The sequence below is a fragment of the Xenorhabdus griffiniae genome (assembly GCF_037265215.1).
GTDB classification, from domain to species: Bacteria; Pseudomonadota; Gammaproteobacteria; order Enterobacterales; family Enterobacteriaceae; genus Xenorhabdus; species Xenorhabdus griffiniae.
Window position 1 is genome coordinate 1,072,933 of sequence record NZ_CP147737.1, and the last position, 22,484, is coordinate 1,095,416.

The following is a 22,484-nucleotide window of genomic DNA, read 5'->3' on the forward strand; positions in this document are numbered from 1 at the left end:
AATGAACGATTTACAAGAAAGTAACAGCATACATTTGCCTGAGTATGAGGTGCTGGGCTGCAAAACCACCGACGACGAAATGCACTTCCAAGTGGTCGCGCCCGATCCCATTGCCTGCGAAGAATGCGGAGTGCAGGGTGAGTTCGTGCGGTTCGGCAAGCGTGATGTTCCCTATCGTGATCTGCCCATCCACGGAAAGCGGGTCACCCTCTGGGTAGTCCGACGCCGATACACCTGCCGGGCCTGCAAGACCACCTTCAGACCCCAGCTACCTGAGATGGTGGACGGTTTCCGCATGACGTTGCGTTTGCATGAATACGTGGAGAAGGAATCCTTCAACCACCCCTACACCTTCGTGGCGGCACAGACCGGCCTAGACGAGAAGACGGTACGCGGCATCTTCAACGCCCGCGCCGAGTTCCTGGGGCGCTGGCACCGCTTTGAAACACCCCGCATTTTGGGTATCGACGAGCTGTACCTGAACAAGCGCTACTGCTGCATTCTGACCAACATCGAGGAGCGAACTCTGCTCGACCTGTTGTCCACACGCCGACAGGATGTGGTAACCAACTATCTGATGAAGCTGAAAGACCGACAGAAGGTCAAGATCGTTAGCATGGACATGTGGAACCCCTACCGGGCAGCGGTCAAGTCCGTGCTGCCACAGGCTCGCATTGTGGTCGATAAGTTCCATGTGGTGCGTATGGCCAACGATGCCTTGGAGAAGGTTCGCAAGGGTCTCAGAAAGGATCTGAAACCCGCCCAAAGCCGACCCCTCAAAGGAGACCGGAAAATCCTGCTGAAACGCGCTCACGAGGTCTCAGACCGGGAGTGGTTAATCATGGAAACTTGGACGGGTGCATTCCCGCAGCTGCGAGCCGCATACGAACACAAGGAGCGCTTCTACAGTATTTGGGACGCCTCCACACGGGTGCAGGCAGAGTCCGCACTGGACGAATGGATAGACACCATCCCCAAGGGACAGAAGGAAGTCTGGAGCGATCTGGTCAGGGCTGTGGGCAACTGGCGCGAAGAGATCATGACCTACTTCGAGACAGACATGCCCGTCACCAACGCTTACACGGAGTCGATCAACCGATTGGCCAAGGACAAGAACCGTGAAGGACGTGGTTACTCCTTCGAGGTGATGCGGGCACGAATGCTCTACACCACCAAGCACAAGAAGAAGACCCCGACTGCGAAGGTCTCTCCGTTCTACAAGAAAACCATCGGTTACGGACTTCCGGACTTCGCAGAGGAACTCAACTACGGGGTCGATCTATCAACCATCTGAGGGTGTTATCAGGTTGGTGGGGTGAAGGTGCCCCATCAACCATTAAATCCGTATACCCCATTTTTTAAGCTAATATGATATTTTCGCTTAAAGCCTATTGCTAAACACCTCCTTTTACTTTTTCAATTTATTAATAGCCGCCTCCCCACCTTTACCCCCTGCTTGCTTAGATTCGGTAGTTCCTCTTTGCATTGCTCCAGTTTCCAATGTTCCACCGACTTTAACACCTGCCCAGGATAACGCTCCCATCCAAACTGCGGGTAATACTAAGAACATTGTTCCCATGACAAAGTTGATAATAATATCATCCGACGTATTTTGTATTCCCATCATATTCCAACGGCTATGTGTATCTGAACTATATAAAGCTTCGATCATCCAGCTATCCAACCAACGAGCTAATTCCCACCAGAACGTTAAAAAATTCAAGGCAAAAATTACAAATGTTAATGTAATTGCTGTCTTAAAATCGTAGGCTGAAAACATTAAGATCAAAGGCAGCATTACATATATAGCCATCAACAATAGGCTTTGAACCATAGGCAGTGATTGCCGCATTGCGTCTAGTGCTGGAAATATTGCCAATGAACCCAGAACCTGCCCTACCATAGATCCGGCACGTGTCGCCGTACTTGTTATAGTGAAGAAATCAGCATTACCGCCATACCCCATATACACAGAATCTCCCTGAGACACTTGTAAGCTGGCTGGGCTGACTAAACGGCGAATAACAGCTTCCTGAAACTCTTTTGAATCTTCATTTATCAATCTCATCGCTGATTTTGCGCGTAACCACATCCCTGGATCAGCTTGTTCCATTACTAATTTTCTAAGCCCAATTTTTTCATCTGACCACCACTGAGCACATGTAGGATACCCTCCAACTCCAGTATTAGAATAACCATCGTCACGCTTAGAAACCCATGGAAAACCCTCTCTTGGAGTACGTGACTGTAAAGTTTGATAGGCTCCGTTTAGAAACGTTCGAGAACCTAGCCACTCCACATCTCTCAAAACACTTTCACTCGACTCCTTACCCTGGTCTTGACTCTTCCAGTCATATAATGCAAGTGAGTAACAGTCATTAGTAAAATCCTGTAATGCGGCTACTAATGAACCATTTTTTATATAACTATGCTGAACTTCAAAACGAACTTGGCGTAGATCCGGACGACACGGAATAGTTGCAACAGAAGCTTGAGTAATCCCCTTAGATAATTTATGGACCAACATCCACCATATTGGCGCTTTTGCCGTTTTATCGTCTAAAGATGAAATAGTGCCTTTAAAACCAGAATCTTCTGGTTTTGCTGCTGTCCATGTTCCACAATATTTGCTTCTGCTTGAATCAATTTGCATAGTACTAAGACTAACGTTAAAAAGTGGAACACAACAAAATACCATTACGACGAAAGCACCATAAATTGCATTTTCAATCCGAACAATAGATAAAGTTCCTTTATTTCCTTCGTCCTCCCCTTCTTCACGTACTTTTAACCATATACCCGCCACTTTAAATAGTAGTGGAACAACAAAAAGCCCTGTACTGAGTAGTATGTTCCATAAACCATTATTAATTACCCAGCCCAATAAAGTCAGAAAATACTCAAGATAGTTATTTGTGGTCATAATTACTCTCCATTGTCATTGTTTATCCAAATAACCGCTTCACTGACCAGGGCGAACAATACGAACATTATCACTACACGTTTAAAAGGTTGTTGTGATTCTAAGGGTACTTTTCCTGATTTCCATAAATTCCATAAGAAGACGCCAATCAATGCATATACAACCACGCGCCATAATAGTGAAAAATAGCGCCAGCGATACATTAATTGGTTAAAACCTCCGGCTAAATCAGGGTTTATTAAACTTAGGTGAGCAACAAAGAGCAATCCCATCATAAGAATAACAATGAAAACCATCCATTTTAAAAATATTTTAATTTTCATTTTCTATTTTCTTCCGTAGCAGAAATACCCAATGAATTTACTCGTTTATCTGTGTTATCGTGAGATTGAGTCTGTGGGTTAGCTAAAGTTCTTTGATGGTCGCGCTCAATAATAGTCAAAACAGTATTATTAGAAATTTCTCTTCGCAGTTCCATTTCGGTTTTTAGTGCATTGATTTCACGATCAAGAATATCAATCCGGCGATCACTCTCTTTAACAGCTTGTGATAAGTTAGCTGCATTAGGTTCTGATTGTCCGGTCATTAGCATCCTGCGCATAGTTAGCGCCAATTCAATTGTGTCTGACATAGCTAATTCGCCAGCTAAACGTTGTACTAGTGCACCGTTATCAGGATCTCTCCTTAATGACTGAATAACACCTCGTGTGACTATCAAGCTACCAGTTTTTAACTTAGATAGATTTTCAGTTGTAGGGGAAATATTACCGTTGACCAGTTTTACTAATTGCTCTTGATTATCTTTAGCTGTCTTTTCAATCACTGGAGCAAAACCAGTTCCAGCGACGCTACTTCCAGGCTGATTTTCTGCTGTACCATCTGCACATTGGCTAGTATCTGTACAAGTGCGAATTGATTGATCACCCAAAATTTTCACAACAGTTTGTGCGGCTTCTTCACTATTTTTAAACCTCTGACAGGCTCCCCCTGAGCACTGACCTGTAGAAATAGTTTGATCACTGTTGACTGGTAAGTGATTCATCATATTAAAGCCAGCTTTAGCCAGATCACGCGTTGGTTGGATAGCTTTTTGCCCTTTTCCTCCTTTTTTTTGCCCTCCAATCCAAGGAACTCCTGCTTCCCCTTTAGCGCTATTAAGCTGATTGTTTGTCTTGACGGCATCATTACTACCATTATTCACTAATGTTTTGGCTTCTTCCATAACCGCTGCTTGTGACCATTTGCTGTTATCAGAGAAATCCATCAATCGCTTGGACAAGTTCTGACAATTAAATTGCGCTTTATCAAAAGCAACATTGGCCTGCAAAACTCCATTAGTCAGCATTTCGTACAATCCTGGGTTAGCTCGTTGAATAATTAACCCAGGGAGACTTGCTACAGCTCCTGTTGCTCCTTGAACAATCTCCCCCATCAAGTTTTTAAATCCATCAGTGATACCATTTAATTGGTTACTAATCGTAGTTTTTAAATCGAAATTTCCACACATCAAATCATTGGACCATCCAATTCCCATTCCAACTCGCTGCATAGTACTTCGGCTAGGCGGCTGAGATAGAACAGTGCCTCCACCAATCGTGTAGAACAATTTATCTGATACAGCACCACTCACATTTTTACCGTAACCTATTTTATTATCTTCCCAAGCAGAAGCAGAACCCCAGAGAAATAAAACCCCCATCAATACAGATTGCGAAATAATTTTCTTATTCATTTTTATTTTTTCCTTAAAAATTAGTACTACTCAGGAATTTCTGTCCACGACGTTTACAACAACTATATGGTTGCCAAAGTGCCCAAGCGTAATTACCGTTTTCTGCAACTATTCCAGATTTATCAGGAAAAACAGCGCAGCTATTACTAAGTTGAGGCGATAATCTCTGCCATTTATGATTTTTAGTACCAGTATTTTCTTGCACCGGATCAGGAGGCCAATAACCAGGCGTTTTATTTGCTTTTAGGGGTGAATAAATATGGGGCTGACCTGTACGAGTTATAATATCAGCGGCACGCTGAGCTACGACCGCAGCAGCCTTATAATCGTCTTGTTGTGTAACAAATCCGCTGCGAGGATAAACATTTCCCCACATATTTCCTGTATATTGCGAGCCAATCTCTCTCTTGCCAGGAATAATAGCTTCAGGATATAGAGTTTCGGGAATACCCGAACGCCATGGAAAACTGTCTAATGTACTCAGAAAATAGGGAAATAACGGCGTTGCAGCACCGCTACAAGAATATCCGGGGATGCTCTTTCCAATTAGAGATGATCCAGGATGACCAATCGCATCGGCATATTTAAAATGTAGATTAGTTTTCCTCTTTGATGTTTTCTGCTCATTATGCCCACCTCCCGCATATACACCAGATAATGCTCCTGTAATAGCGTTTTCCAAACCTCCAGAGGCTCCACTTACCATAGACATTTCTACCCATGGATTTCCGCTTGGTGAGTTGTATATGGATACAACAACTTCTGGAATAAAGTGTTCTACCTTTACTGAAGTTCTGACTTTGCACCCCCAGGGAGTACAGAACAGCCAATAGCAGATACCTTTTATTCGCCAACTAATACACGATGGAGATATAGAGCTGGCTATGATACTAGCGCTATTAATACTAGCTGCAGCCAGCGGAATATTAATTGCCCCTAGTAGCATAGAAGCCACTAGTAGCTTCAATTTTTTCATTAATTATTCCTCCTACGATATGTATCCACCAAGATTTGAGCACGGATAGCATCAGTACTGCCATACACAACATAGCGATCATCTATTACAATAGCTGGATATTTTTTTATACCCAATTCCCAAGCACGGATAATTCCCTGGTATGCTGTGACAATATCCTTTTCTTTTTCCCTCCATTCTGGCGATTGTAATAATCCAGTTATTAAAGAAGAGTTACTTGTATTTACAGAAATATTCATAGTGTTAAACCAGTTTTCTGAAAACATATCAGGAGCATCAAGCCAAACAACTTGAATATCGTTTCTAGAGTCGCTTCTACTTGGTGGGTTTTCATGATCGGTGTAAATGACAGTTGACGCTTGAGCTATTGATGTCAAAGCTATTACGATAAAAACAACCAGCATTTTCATTAGAATTGCCCTCAACTATTAAGTTGAAACAAGATTGCAATAACTTTCCAATAAAATCAGTAAATAATTCATAATCCAATAAATATAATTTTTTATTAAAAAAATAAATAATAATCAATTGGTTATAAGCAATGAATAAAAACACCCATTGCTTAATTTGTAGTCATTCAATTTGGTAGCTATTCATTTAACCTAGATTATTACCTTTACTTTCTGGTTCATGAGGAGGTAATTTTTCATCCTCCCGATACTCTAACCATACCAAATTATTAAGATCTTTTTCATATTCTTCTTTATTTATCATGATATTAAATCCTTATCAGAATCGATACCTAACATTAAACAAACCGTTAATACCTTGTTTTTCCCCTATATAACCTGTGAATTTAAATTCGCCACTAAAATTAGATTTTTCGCCAAAATCGACACCAATTGATGCAAACCCACTACCTCCTTTCGAAGATAAATCACTAACCCTCATTCCTTCAATAGTTCCTTTTGATTTACCATCAAACTCATATTGGTAGCCTACTCCAGTATTTAAAGTAATATTTTCCGTAATCTTATTATGTAATAACACCCCTACTTTCATTTGATGAGAGTTAATTGCATCAAATTTAATTTTTTCATGACCAAGTACAGTTTTAATATTTACCATATCATGATTAATATGCGTATACTGATAATCACCATGAACAGTTAAGTTTTTTCTACCACTAACCTTAAATTTTTTATTAATTCCGACATGAGACCCAAAATATGATGAGTCACTATTATATTGACTCATTATATTCTGATTTACTCCGAAATCATGTGATTTGAAATCATAACTTAATTTCCCAACTCTTAATGAACCTGTGATTATCAGATCGTCAAAATTTTTTCTTTGCACTAATAACCCTGCACCTCGATAATTTACACTTCCTTTTCCTTTAATTATTGGTAAACGGCTTTGATTGTATGAAGTGTATGATGCATTTCCGGCCTCAAAAAATACTCCTAGTGAGGAATTTATTTTATCAGAATAAATAGCACTCCCAACTAAAAGATTAGCTGTTATTAGGTTCAGTTTGTTTCCTATATTAAAACGATTCTTGCCTGATTCAATTAACGCAAAAGGCTCTATGTTCATACCTTTTAATTTAACTTTTGTGACCAAACTATCATTAGCAACTAAAATTCCAGCATTTCTCCCAAACAAATAAGCTGTTGTTTGCGGATTTAACCCTAATTTTGATTCAGGTTTTTGCTCCGGCTCAGGCTGTGGTTCTGGCTCCGGCTCAGGTTGTGGTTCTGGCTCCGGCTCAGGTTGTGGTTCTGGCTCCGGCTCAGGTTGTGGTTCTGGCTCCGGCTCAGGCTGTGGTTCTGGCTCCGGCTCAGGCTGTGGTTCTGGCTCCGGCTCAGGTTGTGGTTCTGGCTCCGGTTCAGGTTGTGGTTCTGGCTCCGGTTCAGGCTGTGGTTCTGGCTCCGGTTCAGGTTGTGGTTCTGGCTCCGGTTCAGGTTGTGGTTCTGGCTCCGGTTCAGGTTGTGGTTCTGGCTCCGGTTCAGGTTGTGGTTCTGGCTCCGGCTCAGGTTGTGGTTCTGGCTCCGGCTTAAGTGGAATCACGTTAACAATGATAGATTCTTTGCCATTTTCTTTTTTTTGTTTTTCTAACCCAAATGTTAATAAAGTCGCTGTACCTAATGTTGTCTCTGAATTAACGAGTTTTACATCTCCTATTACATTACTCATTAGCGTAACTATACCGCCATTTACTAGCTTTGAGCCTTTATGAATACCATCAACTGTTACTGTTGATTTATTCATATCGATAGTATCAATTGTGTTGAGTAAAACATCTTCATCTTTTACATTTTCATTTAGAAAAAATTTATAAACTTCAAATCCTGATACAGATTTCAACTTCAGTGGGTCTGCCCTAAAATTAAGCACATTTCCTGTCAACCTATCTCTATCACCGAAGTTTCGACCAGCTAAAATTGTTGAGCGCTCTGGAGCATTAAACTCAATATGACCATCCACAGTTATGTTCACACCATTTATGTCCTGAGAGTGAGATGTTTTGATACCTAAGATGTTTACGCTGGAGTTAAAAATGACATCATTTAGATGCACGAAAACTGAGGTATAAGTGGGAGTTATACTTGAAATTAAACCTGTAATATCTACTAAATTGTTAAAAATTGATTTTTCAATTCTTACTAAATTATTTTCATTATTACCTTTACTGGCTAAATTCATTGCCCCATAAATTCTGGTGTAACCATTAAAAATAGAATTTTTGATATTAATTTTATTATCAATTAAACTTGCACTACCTATGTTAGCAGCATAACCACCCAGAAATAGAGCATATTTATCAAATTGTGATTGTTCAATATCAATCAAATTACTCCTCAAAAAGGCATTATCTCTAGAACTTTCTCCACCATATGCTCCCCGTATCTCAACCTCGTTCATTAGATGGGAATTTTTAACCGAAACAACAGAATTTTCTATTGTAGAATTAGCGCTTCCTTTAGTAAATGTTCCCGTTAAATCAGCGTTACCTCTAATTTTTACTCCATCTAATAACACATTATTCTCTTTAGCGTACAGGCTGTTTCCAGAATGGATATAAGCCCCCGATGAAGTTAAATTTCCAATTTCGCTATTAGATATAAATACATTATTATTTCCAATGACATTATCACCATGTATTGCCACGGTATTTCCACCGTACAATATGAAGTTTTTATCTGACACAACCTCCTGCATCATTAAATTATTATTACCCATGCCGTTTAGTTTAGTTTTTCGGGAGTAGCCCGCCATAAATTTTCCATCCAAATCTTTTTCAACCACACAATTATTATTGTGCGTTCTTTCTATTTCAGAACCACACTCTACAGCTAATATCTCACCACTAAAAATAGCAGAGCTGATTAAAATAGAAAGCAATGTCCTTCTATTTTTCATAGAACAAGTTCACCTTACTGTTTAATTTAAAATATATAATCCCATGATGAACTGTATGGGGGTACGATTCACCATGGCCATTTTTGTAGTCCTCTGAAACTCCTATAATTAACAAAAACACTCGATCATAGTCATAAAAACTGCTAATTTAAATAGCGTAGTTTTCATAGAATTAGTTCACCTTACTGTTTAATTTAATGATATGAAGCTACATGGTGAGTCGTATGGGGGTACGACTCACCGCTTTGCTATTCTTTCATCCGTTGATAGATCAACAGGATCAAATAGATCGCATCTGTTGTATCTGCTACATGAATAAACCATCTAGGGTGCTTGTATTCTTCTGGCTTGGGCCAATAATGTTCGCCGGACACAGTTATCAAAAGGTTAACATCGTGCCCTTTTCCATCCTCTAAGTTAATTGAAATACAATTACTTTTTCCTATACGATGCGGGTGACAAGTCATCAAATATACCTTTTTTAATCTCCGCCGTATTTCCGTTAATAAACGCCCCAAAGAGCGAACGGTTTCCTCAGATATAGAAGGGCATGACTGCGGTTGACAATCAAAGACAGAAAATAAATTGATATCAGAATCAGCTTTACGCCTAGTCATGGGAACACGATATTTCAGAGTTAACATTCAGATATTACCTCACCAACACTACGTTCACGAGATGGCAAACCGCGAGCTTTATCCAACTTTGCAGCAACTAAAAAAGCGGCTTCCAGTTCACTGCAATTGTGTTTCTTCATTAATTCCCTACGTTCTGCCTTTTCTTCTTTTTCTGTCATTCCCAGAGCCAAAAATAAACTTGGCGGCACAACTCTAAATAATGCTTCGATTTTTTTCGACAATACTACTCCTTCAGTATAGCAACGTGGGAGTTTACTGGCTGAACGTAAGACAGCTTTTTGATCCTCACTCAATGTCTTAAATCGAGCTATATCCTCTATTTCTTTTTGTGGCATGGTGAGACAAACCCACCATTCCGCCATATTGAGCATCTTAGCGGCAATACTAGGGTAGTCTTCTAGGTTTTGAGTAGCTAACCATAACCACGCTCCTAATTTTCTCCACATTTTTACAACCTTAGTCATATATGGGGATAACAAAGGATTGGTAGTAAGAATATGGGCTTCGTCAATGACGAAATTAATATCACGTTCTAAATATTGATCACGTTCTGCAATGTTATTAATAGTATTAATTAACGATACCATTGTTAACGCCATCGCAGCTTCATACCCTTCACGAGCTAAATGAGCAAGGTCAATCAAGGTAACATCCGCTTCAGGCCAAGCAACGCCAGGCTGATTAAAAAGTTCGCCTTCAAATCCTTGGGTAAACAGGCTCATTGCTTCCGCCATCTCAGCAGCACGGACACGACGGCGGTTATCACGGTTAACATCACCAGAAATTTCATTAAGAGCACTCTGCAAATCGTCAGCAAGCATTTGCCTTTTTTGCTCAAAAGTATTTTTCGCAGCCAATAAAATGGCTTCACGGATCATTCCCCTGTCTGCTCTGGTTAACCGTTTTTCTTCGTCGGGTTCACCTCCTGTGATCATCATGCGGGCTGCAATCTCCATCTCCCCTAGGATATCGCGTTCTTCATTTTCTTCATCAGCATTAATATCTGGTAAATCTTCAAGTTCCAAAGAAGCAATATTTGCCTGTAGCAATTTATGCGCATCAGCAAATGGAGGTAAACTCACTTTAGAGCCAGGCTTAACACTAATTTTATGGACACTAAGACCCAAACTTTCAAAGTAGTCAGCCAGCAAACCAAAACTATTTCCAGCTTCAGCAATAAACAATCTTGGGCGATGCACAGCCACCAATTGTGATAACACAGAACATAATGTTGCAGACTTTCCTGCACCTGTTGGACCAAATAACAACAAATGAGCGTTTTGCGAACGATCATTTTTATTCTGCGGATCAAATGTCAGAACATCACCACCACGATTAAAGAAAGAAAACCCAGGGTTTCCTGTGCCAGTTGAACGCCCTGTAATGGGTAACAACCCAGATAAATGTTGAACCCACGATAGACGTGTATACCAGTGATTTTTATCAAGTTGTGGATTAAAACACATCGGCAAGGCTCTTAAATACCCATTAAGTGGCGCAACATCATATTCTGGTTTAACCGGTTCTAATCCAGCCGTTAATAAAGTGGATGTAATTTCAATACGTTTACGATTTAATTCCTCAATATCATTTGCCCGTAATAAAAAAGACAAAGAAGCTCTGTACAGTTTATGGCGTCTTCCTAAATATTCTTTGACTATCTTTACATCTTCCCTGACACGTCCAGATTCAGTATTCTCACCAACTGCATTTTTTGCTAATTTTGTAAATTTTTCTTCCAATGTATCTTGCGGTTGCACAACTATAGTAATAGAAACAACAGTTCCTTCTGGAAAAAGATCCATTAATGTATTGATATTTCTATCTCCACGCCGCTGTTCTCCAGTTAAAAGCCCTGGGCTTGGTGCTTTTCTCAGACGTTCAACGTTAACTACTCCATGTGCTTTATTATCAAACCACCAGACTCCGTTCACAGTATCTGAGCGGGGCGGGGTAAACCACAATGTTTCAGCGAAATCATTATGTACTTCTAGGTTGTTTGGTTTTTCATCCTGCTTACCCCAATATGCTCCCTCTCGATACAATGTTTGTTTATCTATCCAGTCAGGTTCTGGGTTAAAAAGACGCAGCAACCAATCATGAATTTGATAACCATTCTGGCGAACACAAACAATACCAGCATTTCCCAAGGCACTACTTAAACGATCACACACTTGGTTCAACATGCCTATTGGTGGCATCGGGTCGCGGGGATTTTTTCCTAACCAACGATAAATTACCATACGAGTACGGCGTTGCTGTCCGCGCCATGGTTGCCCTGTTACTAACGTATCATCGAAAAGTCCTTCTGGACGTGCAATACCCTGTAAGTGGTTTTCAGTTTCACGCAACCACGCTTCAGTAAATTTCGTACCTTGAGCCGCAGGGCGAACATAATTGCGTAGCCTATTCAAATAGGTTGTTACATTGCTTTCATCTTGGCAAAAAAACTGAACAACCCAAGGATTTTCATCATATTCTTCAAGGCTATCCTGCAACGCGTCTTCAACAGTATCCCTTATTTCTTCCAGACGACTTTCTGGTCGCCCTTCTGTTGGTGCTGGCTCTATTGCATATACAGCTCCTACTGAAATACCGTCATCCAATAACAAACATTGCTCATCATCTAAATATTCAGCCCATGGCAAGTAATCAATAATTGATGGATTGGCGTGATAAAGTTTTCTTTCATCTGATAACGTCATTTTTTTTGGTCGTTTTAATGGCTGACTTTTTATTGATGGCTTCTCTTTTTTGCTGAAAAATTTCATCATAGTGTTTCTATCCTTTCACCTGGCATTGCATACTGCACTTGTTGGTAAAACGAAAATACAGTGCTATACCCTGGTACGGGTAAATTCCCTTGAGATAGATGAGGGAAAACATACATAATCATATCTGGGTTAGGTAAGCGGGGGAATTGCTGACTGATTTCAGTTATTTTATTTTCTTGTCCATGCATCTCCAAAGGCCGTAGCTGAGTATTTCGAGCTTGTTGTATCAGTTGTCCACTCGATGCCTTTACACCAGCTTTACCCTGCCAGATTTCTATCATGTTATGTTCGCCAGCAGGCATCAATTTCTCTTTAGAAGTAACGCACCCCATTAGAAGTGTTGAGGCAAAGAAAAGAACAGTAAATGTTTTTAATTTCATGTGTTTTCTCCTTAATCCAATTCACTTTCCATATCATCAGCTAAGCTGAATCCATAGTTTACCTTGCGCCCTTTGCCTTCATAATCAATCGGGATTTGACGGGTAATATGCACAGCAACTGTTTTACCTGGCGGAACGTAAACAGCATCAAACGTTTGCCCATAACGAGATTTCACCCAGTCAGCGACATCCTTAAAACCTCCGCCAATCGCTTTTCCTAAAGCTGCTTGTCCTGCGTCTCCTGTAAGCGCTGACGTTATTCCGCCACTACTATTAGTTTGATTTGTAAATTGGTTCTGCGAAAACGCATCTCCGGCAGAGGCTGCTGCTGTTAAAGCAAACAGCGTCGGTAAATATGTACCCGCGTTAGTCTTACGTTCACCGCTGATACACGGAATACCACTCTCATCAGAAAGCCAACCAATCGCACCACCATTATTGCGCCCACTGTTATTACTGCCATCAGTGCGGCTGCTGGGCTGTGGAACAGTGCGGACAGTTCCATCAGCAAAAACAAACGTAATTGATGTAATATCTCCACGAACACAGGAAAGTGTCCAATCTCCGGTAGCTGTCCCACTTATCACAGCACCTTCTACATCTGGTAAATCAATTCCATTAGCAGTTAAATTATCTTTACCAACGACTACCTTGAATGGATATGGATCAGTTACTTTTCCATCTATTGGAACCCTGCCAAGTAATGCAGTCATTGCTTGGCTTCCGACTAATGTAGAATTTTCTGGTAATGTATAAGCAGGTTCAACACCCTCTTTATCAACCGTATCATCAATAGTTCTTTGATTTTTAGCTGTCCTATCTAATTCAGCTTTTTGACGAGTAATTTCATTGTCTTCTAAAAATGACATAGGATAAGTGGGTTTGGCTGGATAACCACCTGTATTATTACTTGGATCTACTGGTTGGGCGTCTTGAGGATCTACCCAAAGAACACCTCCTTTATAAGACACAGAAGACTCTCTTTGTTGGTCTAATCCCAAACCAATTGGAATATCACTTGATGAATTTGTAGATTTATTACCTAAATTGAATGAGTCCCCTAAATTTTCCAATCGTGTCATTAAAGTTTGCTGTTCTGCCTGTAATGCTCGCTGCTTTCTATCAGCTTCTTCACGAACTTCAGTAACCGCAGCATTAATTTGGCCTGATATATCCTGGCTCTTTGTCCGTAAATGTTCATTTTCTGCGACTAATTTTTGATTCTGTTCATCTAAAATATTTTGCTTATCACGGACTTTTTTCAACGTGCCAACCAACGTACGTAAAGTATCTTCTGGAGTATCACCTTCAATACCCAATGCTTTCAGTTCATCAGCATCTAAATTTTTCAGCGACTGATCTATATTCTCTGTAGATGATGTTGGTTTATCTGCCTCACAGCTCTTAATGCCGATGAGAATAGCAACCACCAAAACAGATGGAACTAGCACTTTTACTAAAGTATTAGATTTAACTTTCATCGCTGGCTCCTTTTGTTTTATTTTTAGATACTTTTTTCGACAAAACAGGTTCAGCAATGAAGGAGTTCTCTGGTTTTCCTTTCATCACCAGATACAAAGCTGTTGTATCTTCAGGTGTACCAGTTGGCCCTAACCATTGATGCTGAAATGTAGCTGTCAGAAATTGACCTTGTAACATACGAGGATCAAGCACGACTTTTTCGGTAGTCAGGTTAGTGAATTTCAATGCAACGACAGTTACACCATTAGCACGCCACCCAGCTAATGGTGTAACTTGAATACGAGCACTTGGGTACAATGTCGTAATACATTTAGACAACGATAACGGTATAGATTGGACACCTGGGACAGCTTCAACGGTCCGTAATGGTGCATATAAATTCTGTGCCGCATAGCGTGTTAGTAGCGCAGGGAGTGGAGCACTATAGGAAGCCTTCTGTTTTTTCTTATTTTGGGCATTGGTATTATTCAGACCCTGATTGTTATCTCTTGAAGAACGCTGCTGTGTTACTTCTCCTGAATAAACAAGCCTAATTGGTTCCAGTGTTCCTTTATTAGGTTTAGTAGTTACATCTAATAGAATAATTTCACCGTTTTGCACATCTTGTAATTGCAAACGAGTCGTTTGAAATTCTCCCTCTGCTTTTAAATACACAGTTCCGCCAGTACTTTGAACACGCAATTTACCATTCAGCTCAGGCGGAAAACCGACACGAACATTTTTTTCGACAAAAATAATTCGTTCCACTCCAACGTTAAGGTGAACTGGTAACGGAATACGCTCCCACTTCACAAGCTCTACCGCATTCGCTGTAGTGGACACCACTAATGAAGTTGCAGGTAAAATTAATGATAAAATCAAAAGTGCCGATGAAGAGTAACATTTCATTTATTTGTTCCTCTTAGCGTCTTGGGCTTCAGAAATAGCTGCTAAACGCTGCGGTATTCCATCATAACAATCTAAAGCCAATCCAAATGGGTTCGACTCTTGATCTCCTTCCCAACGAGTTACTTTAATCGGGTAACGTACAACTGCACGTTTAACTGGCTCTGCATGATAATATTCATCAACAACAACATCTAATTGAACTATCCAATTATCTCTATTTACAATAGAGACTTTATTTTCACTATATCCACGACCAGGAATTTCATATATAACTCTAACTCTATCTCTTAACTCTCCAATATCAGTGCGATATTGTGCTTCTTTTTGAAAGAAAGCCTTACATGATGGAGTTAAATAAGGTGATAGCATTTCAATTTTTTTAGGAAAATCCGTCTCCCCATCCTTAGCCCAAGCATTAATTTGTTGGAAAATATAAAAAGTAAAAGCATATACTGTTGAATCGGGAATTTCCCACCATGCGCGGGTACTCCCCGCCCGTAAATCTGGAGGGTTATGAATAGTTAAATTACGAGGGGCACTGAACCACCCTCCAAATGCCACGAAAAGGAGTAAAACCAACACACAACAAATAACACGTAAAGTTAAAATATGTTGATCACGATTTAATAAGGCATGACGAAACCGACTCATAATTTACATTCCTTTTATTTTGTTCGACGTAATGACCATGCCTGATCATGGACAATTAAGTTAGTAGCATCTCCCATTCCCCATTTCCTTTTAATCAAAGCTAATTGACGATAAATATAGTTTTCTGGCTTTCCTCTTTTAAGGCGAGTTAGATATCTTCCACCAAAAAAAACCACTAACAAAGGTATAATTAAAATGAAGGTTGGGATAATTACCCAACCTACTAAAGGAACGAAAAATAAACTAATTACAAAACCTATAGCTGAGCCAAACAATGCAGCCAAGCCCAATTCAGGCATAGTAAGACCCCGATAAACAACTGGTTCAGAATTTAATCTATCCGGCATAAATTGTATGGTCTGCATTTCGATCTTTTCTCTATTAAAAAATAACGCTTGCTGATTTTGTAATAAGCCAGATAACAAGCACAAGCAAGATAACACCAACTACCAAAATACCTGCAAATTTACCCCATCCAGCTTTTTCATCACGAACTTCCTGAAATGTCTTTAATGCTGCGCCAGCAACAACAACAAATGCACTTGCCGTTACAACTAACCCTAATAAAACGATCCCATCATTAAAGTATCCAGTTAAATCTCCCAAAAAGCCACCTTTACTACCTGATGTTGGAGGCTCAACTTTTGGCAAAGCTGCTAAACCAGACGTAGTAACACCCATTGCTCCCAAAAATATCAATGCCCACGTTACAGAACGTTGTTTCACTCGACTAAATACCTTTTTTATTTCCATAAAGTTTTCTCTCACTAATTAATAAACATCCAAATACAAATCAATATAAGAAAAACTGCCCTGATACAAAATTGAGTTAGAACAGCCTCACGAACTTTCTCATTAGCCCAACCTTTATATACATCCACCATTCCCCATGCAGCCCATATAAACAGAAGCGCAATTAAAAGACCGATACAAAAAATTTCAAGTGAAAATGGCTCTATACCTCCCCCACTTCCCGCTTTAAAAGCTTGCTCCTGGACGCTATCCATCGCCATTAACGTTTTTCCTTACGGTAGTCACCGCTAATTTGATATTGCGATTGAATAGGAATGATAGGTTGTGCTCTTGACGGTTCTAAATACCTATTAATTCCTTGGCGAATAGTTTCAATGTCTTTAGAGGCTTTTAAATAATCAAAATAAAAACGACGACTAACGTCTTGATTTGCTAAAGTTCTGGCACGCTCAAGACTCGCTTGGATTTGTTTAAGTTGTTTCATCGTTAATGCCAACTCATCTTTTTCTGCCGCCCATGCAGAATTAGCAAAAAAAGAACTTAGAGTTAATATTAACGTAATTGGTGCTGTAGAAAACAAACGCATATTCATAACCTCTTAGCGAGTTACCTTTGCGTTTAGGATAAATTTTTTAAAAATAAATTCAGCAATAAACTCTTATTAGAAAAAATAAAAAAATTGGATTTTTCTATCATAGAATAAACGTAGCCTGGTAGTAGGCTACGTTTACTCGATATGGGTAGGTGATTGTTATACCGTTTGGTAGTCCTATTGTTGATTGGTTGGTTTTTTTATCTACTAGGGGCTGTTGACGTTTTGAGTTCACCATTTACTCAACCCACATCGGTAACCATATAATGACAAACGCCAGTGCCAACATACTGGCGTAATTTCGCGCCAATTTATCGTATCTTGTCGCAATAGCTCGAAAATGTTTTATTCTGGCAAACGCATTTTCGACCAAATGCCGATAACAGTATAAAACTTCATCAATACTTTTATCGGGTTTTCGGCTATTTTTTCGATAGGGAATGACCGTTTTTGAACCTTGTTTTTCAACGAAATCTCTGAAAGTACCGCTATCGTAACCTTTATCCGCGATCACAAAATCGGATGCGGGTGAATGGGTGACCAAACTTTCTGCATGTACAATGTCGTGCGTTTGACCCCCTGACAGCTCAAAATGGACAGGCAAACCATAACTGTCTACGGCCAAATGAATTTTAGTCGAACGTCCACCTCGACTTTTACCGATGGCTTCATCTTCTGTTGAAGCTGCCCCTGAGCTATGTTGATGAGCGCGGATAATACTCCCATCAATGAATAACCATTCGGTGTCTGTATTTTCAGATAACAATTTGAATAATAATTCAAAAACACCTTTCTTTGACCAGGCGTTAAAGCGCTTAAAAAGCGTATTCCATTTGCCAAATTCATCGGGTAAATCCCGCCACGGACATCCCGTTCTCATTCGATAAAGGATCCCTTCGAAAGTCAGGTAATGCGCGTCTTTGTGGTAAATACATCCATGTTGTTGCATTAATACAGCTAGCGTATTCCATAAAGATTTTGATAACATTGTTCTTGGCATGATGAGCTGGGGTAATGGTTTTTTCGCGAAGACAATGATACCAGATCATCATGCTGTTCAAACTTCCCTCCACGAAACGTCAACACGCCCTAATGATACGGTCACAATAATCTTCCCGCCGCAAGGGCTATAGCATAAATGTAATTCATTTGTACTTATTTAGTAGCTACCTTTTTATGCCTATTGTATATAGTCTGCCTACTCACATCGTACCGTCTAGCTATGTCACCTATCGTAAATACTTCTGATGCAACTAATACATCGATTTCTTTGATTTGATCCGCTGACAAGGAAGGTGGTCTTCCTCCAATTCTTCCTCTTGCTCGCGCAGCGGCTAAACCTGATAGAGTCCGTTCTCTGTTACGATTGTGCTCAAAATTAGAAAAAATAGCTATCAATTGTAAATATAACTCGCCAGCAAATGAACTGGTATCAATGTTCTCTTTCAGGCTTTCAAAATTAATTTCACGTAATTGCAAATCTTCCATTAAGTTGACTAAATCGCGTAAGCTTCCCCCTAACCGATCTAATGCCCAAACTACCAGCGTATCACCAGTGCGTAATGCTCTTAGACAGTTATCTAGTTCAGGGGTTCCCGATTTTCGCCTACGTTCACCACCTCGCGAAACCTGTTCTTGATATACTTGTTCACAGCCCAGGGGTTACGCATGAAAATATTTAGTGGATAATTCCTTCATTTTAGAGGGGTGCCGATGAAAGAATTAGTGGAGGTCTTTTCTGATTTTCCAGATCCACGTTGTCAGGGAAAGGTTAAACACCGTTTTATTGATATCTTAGTGATCGCGGTATGCGCTGTCATTGCCGGGGCTAACGCCTGGACCGATATTGAACAGTACGGCCAGCTAAAAAAGGATTGGCTGGGTTCATTTCTTCTGCTCAAAGGCGGTATTCCGTCACATGATACTTTCCGGCGCTGTTTTAGTTTATTAAATCCGGGCCTCTTTGAACGTCATTTTTATCAGTGGATTTCTCGTGACGTCTCTTCAGAAAAGCGAGCGATCATTGCGATTGATGGTAAAAGTTTACGCCATTCGTTTGATAAGAAAATTGAACAAAGCCCACTACATGTGGTGAGTGCATTCTCGGTTGAGAAAGGACTCAGCTTATGTCAGTGTGCAGTAGACGGAAAATCAAACGAAATTAAGGCCATCCCCGCATTATTATCGATGCTTTCATTGAAAGGACATCTCGTGACGATTGATGCGATGGGCTGCCAACGCACGATTGCTCAGCAATTACGTGAGAGTGAAGCCGATTATATTTTGTCGCTTAAAGGCAATCAGGGAAAAACTTTTTCGGAAGCTGTTAATTATTTTCAACAGCAACAGATAACCCAAAAACCTTACCTTAAACCTGACTATGATGAATTCGATGATAGTCATGGACGTACCGTCAGACGACGTGGATGGGTTCTGCCGCTGACATCAGAAACAAAATACCTAAGTTCTTGGCCAAATATTCAGGCCCTTCTGGTAACGGAAACGATACGGCAAGAACACTACTCTGACACGGTAACCTCTGATTTTCGTTATTATTTAAGTAGTTGCCGGGATGATCCCGCCTTTCAGTTAGGTGCGATACGAAAACATTGGGCTATCGAAAATAGTTTACACTGGGTACTGGATGTCACTTTTCGAGAAGATGACTCACGGATGAGAGAGCGGATCGCCACAAGAGTATTTGCCCAATTACGTAAAATGGCACTCAATATCGTTAAACGAGATACCAACAGTAAACTGAGTTTAAGTGCCCGAAGGAAATCGGCCGGGTGGGATAATGGCTATATGGAAGCGCTGTTATTTAATCAATTTTAGCCTACTAAAATTTCATGCGTAACCCCTGGTTCACAGCCTGCTTCATATAACGCATCAATTTGATGCGCCAAATCCTGTTCTGCTGTTGACTTCCGAGCGTACCCTATACGCATACTTTCCTCTTAGTTATACACCTTTATTAGACGTAGATAATTTTACAAGTTTTTTGACATTTTTCCTGAAGAAGAAGTCCCAAACTAAAAAAATTTGAAGCACGTCAAAAAAACGATGGTTTTTTTGACATTTTAATATAAAGTGTTTTGCTTTATCATGCATTTTGCTTTATCATGCATTTTACATGACAAGGAAACTTACTATAGGAGGTAACAGCAGATACAAAAATACAGCCTATTTACTGAATACTTTGATACTATACAGGCTGTATTATAAATTAGCTGAACTAGCTTGTTCATGAAAAGAGTGCACTATGGAAATCTATAGTTTAGAAGATTATGTAAAAGTTTATTACCAAGGAGTAAAAGCAGAATTTGCACGTAAACAGGGGGTATCACCTCAACAAGTCAGCCAATGGATTAAACAGGGTTTTGTAGTAATAGATCATAAACTATATTCTTGGCGCAGGGATTTAATAAAACCACTAAACAATAACAATTGAAAGTAGATTGCTTTAGGGAGTTTTTACCGAAAATAAAAAATAAGTAGTGAAATGGTGAGTTGTACCCCCATACAGCTCATCGTGTAGTTTCATATTATTAAATAAAAAACCGAACACTAACAGTAAGGTGAATAACTTATGAAAACTAGGCTATTTAAATTAGCAGTTTTTACGACTGCATTCATTTCATCTTTATTAATAAATGCCGTATTAGCTAATTCAGGTACTATTCGATTTTCAGGTGAAATTGTGTCACCTCCTTGTGTAATACACACCAAAGGTGAAAAAGCTGAAGTACATTGCTTTATCGAAAATAAAAAAACAATAAAAAAAATAAACCCTCAAACATTTAAAGGAGTATTAAAAACAACTGATCACAACAATATTTCTGTTAATCGCCCAAGTAAAAACGTAGCTATTTTAATCATTACGCATCATTAAATGGCTGCATAGAGTTTAGATAATTAAATAGCATGGAATTAATTTTAAAGGAAAGCGATTTGCAAGGAGAATAAAATGAAAATAAAAGGCAATCTTAAAAAATGCCCTAAATGTGAAAGTACAACTGGTTTTTATGTGTTGGTAAAAATAATTCGACACTCATCAGACCATTTTAATTTTGATGGAGAATATTTAGATAACACTAAGACTTGGGACACCATTAAAACAACTCAAGAGAAGATAGCATATTGTAACCAATGTAATTACAAAATAGGTGTAGCTAGAACTTAATAAGAGGTAAAAATGAATACTAAAGAACCCCAAAAGGAATACACTAATATATATGAGTTGCTTAAATTTTCGCGTGAAATGAAGCAGCGTTTAACGACTATAGTTGAGGAAACTATAAAGTCTGAGTATAACAATTCAAATGAATATGATCTCAGGTCGGCATGGAAAGAAATTAATTCAATGCTATCGATATGTAGGTTAATAGAAATCTGCAATGCCATAGAAAATTTAGCTGAACTTCAAAAAACCAAACCTATAGCTTACATGGTATTTGATGAAACATACAACGAAGTTATTACATATAAAGGAAATGAACAGTTAGCAAATAAAGTAGCTGAAAATTATAATTCATCATCAGAATATTGCTGCAAAGTTATCCCATTATATAGCCATCCAGAAAAATAAATAGGACAAAAAAATGATGAACGCCACATTTAATATGAATAAAAACAAAGTTGAAGAATACCTTAGAGTAAAACCCGGATTTTTTAATATTGAACAATTAAACGATTGGGTAACAGATATTGTTGTATTAAATTTTCAAAAAGTTAATTTCCCAGAAGCAGAGATTACAGTAAACATCACTGAACAGTGTCGAAATCAAAATGAAATTGATGTAACCAGAGAAGAAGCCGAAAAATACCTAGAAATAAAACCTAATTTTTTTAGCGTTGAACAACTAAAAGATTGGGTAACAGATAGCATCGTATTAGTTCTTCAAAAGGTAAAATTTCCAGAATCAGAAATTACAGTAAACATCATTGAGTAATACTTAGGAAAATAAACGGCGGGGAAGCCCCCCCGCCGTAATGACAAAGCCATATTTTGTTATGGAGACTAAAAAATGCCACATAGTTATTATGTCAACAAAAAAGCATATCACCAACAACCAACTAGTATAAATAATCCGCGGTTATCTGATTTACCATTATTAAGTGTTGAGCAATACGAGGAAATCATTTTTAAAAGGCCAACGATGATTGATGGTATAGCCAAGATGATGAATCTAGCCATGGTACACCAAAAATGCAATGACCATTTTATCATCAGTGATGATTTTGTTTCGGGGGGAAACACGAGGTTATAAAAAGGAAATATTCAAAATTAGTGATTATTTACATTCATAAACATAAATAAGTTAAG

General features: G+C 39.3%; 27 protein-coding genes. 8 read left to right on the forward strand and 19 right to left on the reverse strand.

What is annotated here, in order from left to right:
* Position 1 precedes the first annotated feature (1 nt).
* Positions 2-1,294: an ISL3 family transposase gene (locus WDV75_RS04750; protein WP_273558120.1), complete on the forward strand. Its 1,293-nt coding sequence runs from the start codon at positions 2-4 to the stop codon at positions 1,292-1,294.
* A gap of 114 nt (positions 1,295-1,408) precedes the next feature.
* On the opposite strand, the gene WDV75_RS04755 is transcribed toward WDV75_RS04750, so the two are convergent.
* The 18 genes from WDV75_RS04755 to WDV75_RS04840 all read right to left on the reverse strand — a co-directional run bounded on the left by WDV75_RS04755 (position 1,409) and on the right by WDV75_RS04840 (position 18,817).
* Positions 1,409-2,923, reverse strand: coding sequence for a conjugal transfer protein TraG N-terminal domain-containing protein (locus WDV75_RS04755; protein ID WP_273558121.1), 1,515 nt, complete (start codon positions 2,921-2,923; stop codon positions 1,409-1,411).
* Positions 2,924-2,925: 2 nt separating this feature from the next.
* Positions 2,926-3,246 carry a hypothetical protein gene (locus WDV75_RS04760; protein WP_273558122.1) on the reverse strand — a complete coding sequence of 107 codons (321 nt, stop codon included), beginning with the start codon at positions 3,244-3,246 and terminating at the stop codon, positions 2,926-2,928.
* On the reverse strand, positions 3,243-4,622 hold the full coding sequence (locus tag WDV75_RS04765; RefSeq protein WP_273558137.1) for an integrating conjugative element protein: 1,380 nt from the start codon (positions 4,620-4,622) through the stop codon (positions 3,243-3,245). Before WDV75_RS04765 ends, WDV75_RS04760 begins: the two co-directional genes overlap by 4 nt.
* 46 nt (positions 4,623-4,668) lie before the next feature.
* Positions 4,669-5,631, reverse strand: coding sequence for a TIGR03756 family integrating conjugative element protein (locus tag WDV75_RS04770; protein ID WP_273558123.1), 963 nt, complete (start codon positions 5,629-5,631; stop codon positions 4,669-4,671).
* A complete protein-coding gene (locus WDV75_RS04775) occupies positions 5,631-6,041 on the reverse strand; it encodes a TIGR03757 family integrating conjugative element protein (protein ID WP_273558124.1) in 411 nt (136 codons plus the stop codon). Before WDV75_RS04775 ends, WDV75_RS04770 begins: the two co-directional genes overlap by 1 nt.
* A 319-nt stretch (positions 6,042-6,360) precedes the next feature.
* Positions 6,361-9,000: an autotransporter outer membrane beta-barrel domain-containing protein gene (locus WDV75_RS04780; protein WP_273558125.1), complete on the reverse strand. Its 2,640-nt coding sequence runs from the start codon at positions 8,998-9,000 to the stop codon at positions 6,361-6,363.
* Between the two features lie 248 nt (positions 9,001-9,248).
* Positions 9,249-9,644, reverse strand: a complete 396-nt coding sequence (locus tag WDV75_RS04785) for an acetyltransferase (protein WP_273558126.1) — start codon at positions 9,642-9,644, stop codon at positions 9,249-9,251.
* Positions 9,638-12,412 carry a conjugative transfer ATPase gene (locus WDV75_RS04790; protein WP_273558127.1) on the reverse strand — a complete coding sequence of 925 codons (2,775 nt, stop codon included), beginning with the start codon at positions 12,410-12,412 and terminating at the stop codon, positions 9,638-9,640. Before WDV75_RS04790 ends, WDV75_RS04785 begins: the two co-directional genes overlap by 7 nt.
* A complete protein-coding gene (locus WDV75_RS04795) occupies positions 12,409-12,792 on the reverse strand; it encodes a TIGR03751 family conjugal transfer lipoprotein (RefSeq protein WP_273558128.1) in 384 nt (127 codons plus the stop codon). The genes WDV75_RS04790 and WDV75_RS04795 overlap by 4 nt, the downstream gene beginning before the upstream one ends.
* An 11-nt stretch (positions 12,793-12,803) precedes the next feature.
* Positions 12,804-14,273: a TIGR03752 family integrating conjugative element protein gene (locus WDV75_RS04800; RefSeq protein WP_273558129.1), complete on the reverse strand. Its 1,470-nt coding sequence runs from the start codon at positions 14,271-14,273 to the stop codon at positions 12,804-12,806.
* Positions 14,263-15,162, reverse strand: a complete 900-nt coding sequence (locus WDV75_RS04805; RefSeq protein ID WP_273558130.1) for a TIGR03749 family integrating conjugative element protein — start codon at positions 15,160-15,162, stop codon at positions 14,263-14,265. Before WDV75_RS04805 ends, WDV75_RS04800 begins: the two co-directional genes overlap by 11 nt.
* Positions 15,163-15,813, reverse strand: coding sequence for a PFL_4703 family integrating conjugative element protein (locus WDV75_RS04810; protein ID WP_273558131.1), 651 nt, complete (start codon positions 15,811-15,813; stop codon positions 15,163-15,165). It abuts the gene before it with no gap.
* A gap of 14 nt (positions 15,814-15,827) precedes the next feature.
* Positions 15,828-16,178, reverse strand: a complete 351-nt coding sequence (locus WDV75_RS04815; protein ID WP_273558132.1) for a TIGR03750 family conjugal transfer protein — start codon at positions 16,176-16,178, stop codon at positions 15,828-15,830.
* A gap of 16 nt (positions 16,179-16,194) precedes the next feature.
* Complete coding sequence (locus WDV75_RS04820) at positions 16,195-16,566, reverse strand: TIGR03745 family integrating conjugative element membrane protein (RefSeq protein ID WP_273558133.1); 372 nt, start codon at positions 16,564-16,566, stop codon at positions 16,195-16,197.
* Positions 16,567-16,580: 14 nt separating this feature from the next.
* Entirely contained in the window at positions 16,581-16,826 is a 246-nt protein-coding gene (locus tag WDV75_RS04825) for a TIGR03758 family integrating conjugative element protein (RefSeq protein WP_273558134.1), read from the reverse strand.
* Positions 16,826-17,152, reverse strand: coding sequence for an RAQPRD family integrative conjugative element protein (locus WDV75_RS04830; RefSeq protein WP_273558135.1), 327 nt, complete (start codon positions 17,150-17,152; stop codon positions 16,826-16,828). The genes WDV75_RS04825 and WDV75_RS04830 overlap by 1 nt, the downstream gene beginning before the upstream one ends.
* 244 nt (positions 17,153-17,396) lie before the next feature.
* Positions 17,397-18,158, reverse strand: a complete 762-nt coding sequence (locus WDV75_RS04835; protein WP_338802971.1) for an IS5 family transposase — start codon at positions 18,156-18,158, stop codon at positions 17,397-17,399.
* Positions 18,159-18,313: 155 nt separating this feature from the next.
* A complete protein-coding gene (locus tag WDV75_RS04840) occupies positions 18,314-18,817 on the reverse strand; it encodes a recombinase family protein (protein WP_273571990.1) in 504 nt (167 codons plus the stop codon).
* Between the two features lie 54 nt (positions 18,818-18,871).
* Here WDV75_RS04840 and WDV75_RS04845 point away from each other — a divergent pair, with 54 nt between their 5' ends.
* On the forward strand, positions 18,872-19,993 hold the full coding sequence (locus tag WDV75_RS04845) for an ISAs1 family transposase (protein WP_273571962.1): 1,122 nt from the start codon (positions 18,872-18,874) through the stop codon (positions 19,991-19,993).
* On the opposite strand, the gene WDV75_RS04850 is transcribed toward WDV75_RS04845, so the two are convergent.
* The gene (locus WDV75_RS04850) at positions 19,990-20,106 is read right to left on the reverse strand and encodes a recombinase family protein (protein ID WP_420497567.1); all 117 of its coding nucleotides are present in this window, start codon (positions 20,104-20,106) and stop codon (positions 19,990-19,992) included. The two genes, WDV75_RS04845 and WDV75_RS04850, sit on opposite strands and share 4 nt — an antisense overlap.
* Before the next feature lie 314 nt (positions 20,107-20,420).
* Here WDV75_RS04850 and WDV75_RS04855 point away from each other — a divergent pair, with 314 nt between their 5' ends.
* The 6 genes from WDV75_RS04855 to WDV75_RS04880 all read left to right on the forward strand — a co-directional run bounded on the left by WDV75_RS04855 (position 20,421) and on the right by WDV75_RS04880 (position 22,428).
* Positions 20,421-20,609 carry a hypothetical protein gene (locus tag WDV75_RS04855; RefSeq protein WP_273571964.1) on the forward strand — a complete coding sequence of 63 codons (189 nt, stop codon included), beginning with the start codon at positions 20,421-20,423 and terminating at the stop codon, positions 20,607-20,609.
* A 138-nt stretch (positions 20,610-20,747) separates the two neighbouring features.
* Entirely contained in the window at positions 20,748-21,050 is a 303-nt protein-coding gene (locus tag WDV75_RS04860) for a hypothetical protein (RefSeq protein ID WP_273571966.1), read from the forward strand.
* 75 nt (positions 21,051-21,125) lie between these two features.
* On the forward strand, positions 21,126-21,341 hold the full coding sequence (locus WDV75_RS04865; protein WP_273571968.1) for a hypothetical protein: 216 nt from the start codon (positions 21,126-21,128) through the stop codon (positions 21,339-21,341).
* A gap of 12 nt (positions 21,342-21,353) precedes the next feature.
* The gene (locus WDV75_RS04870) at positions 21,354-21,746 is read left to right on the forward strand and encodes a hypothetical protein (protein ID WP_273571970.1); all 393 of its coding nucleotides are present in this window, start codon (positions 21,354-21,356) and stop codon (positions 21,744-21,746) included.
* A gap of 13 nt (positions 21,747-21,759) precedes the next feature.
* Positions 21,760-22,110, forward strand: a complete 351-nt coding sequence (locus WDV75_RS04875; protein WP_273571972.1) for a hypothetical protein — start codon at positions 21,760-21,762, stop codon at positions 22,108-22,110.
* A gap of 75 nt (positions 22,111-22,185) precedes the next feature.
* The gene (locus WDV75_RS04880; protein WP_273571973.1) at positions 22,186-22,428 is read left to right on the forward strand and encodes a hypothetical protein; all 243 of its coding nucleotides are present in this window, start codon (positions 22,186-22,188) and stop codon (positions 22,426-22,428) included.
* Positions 22,429-22,484: the final 56 nt, after the last annotated feature.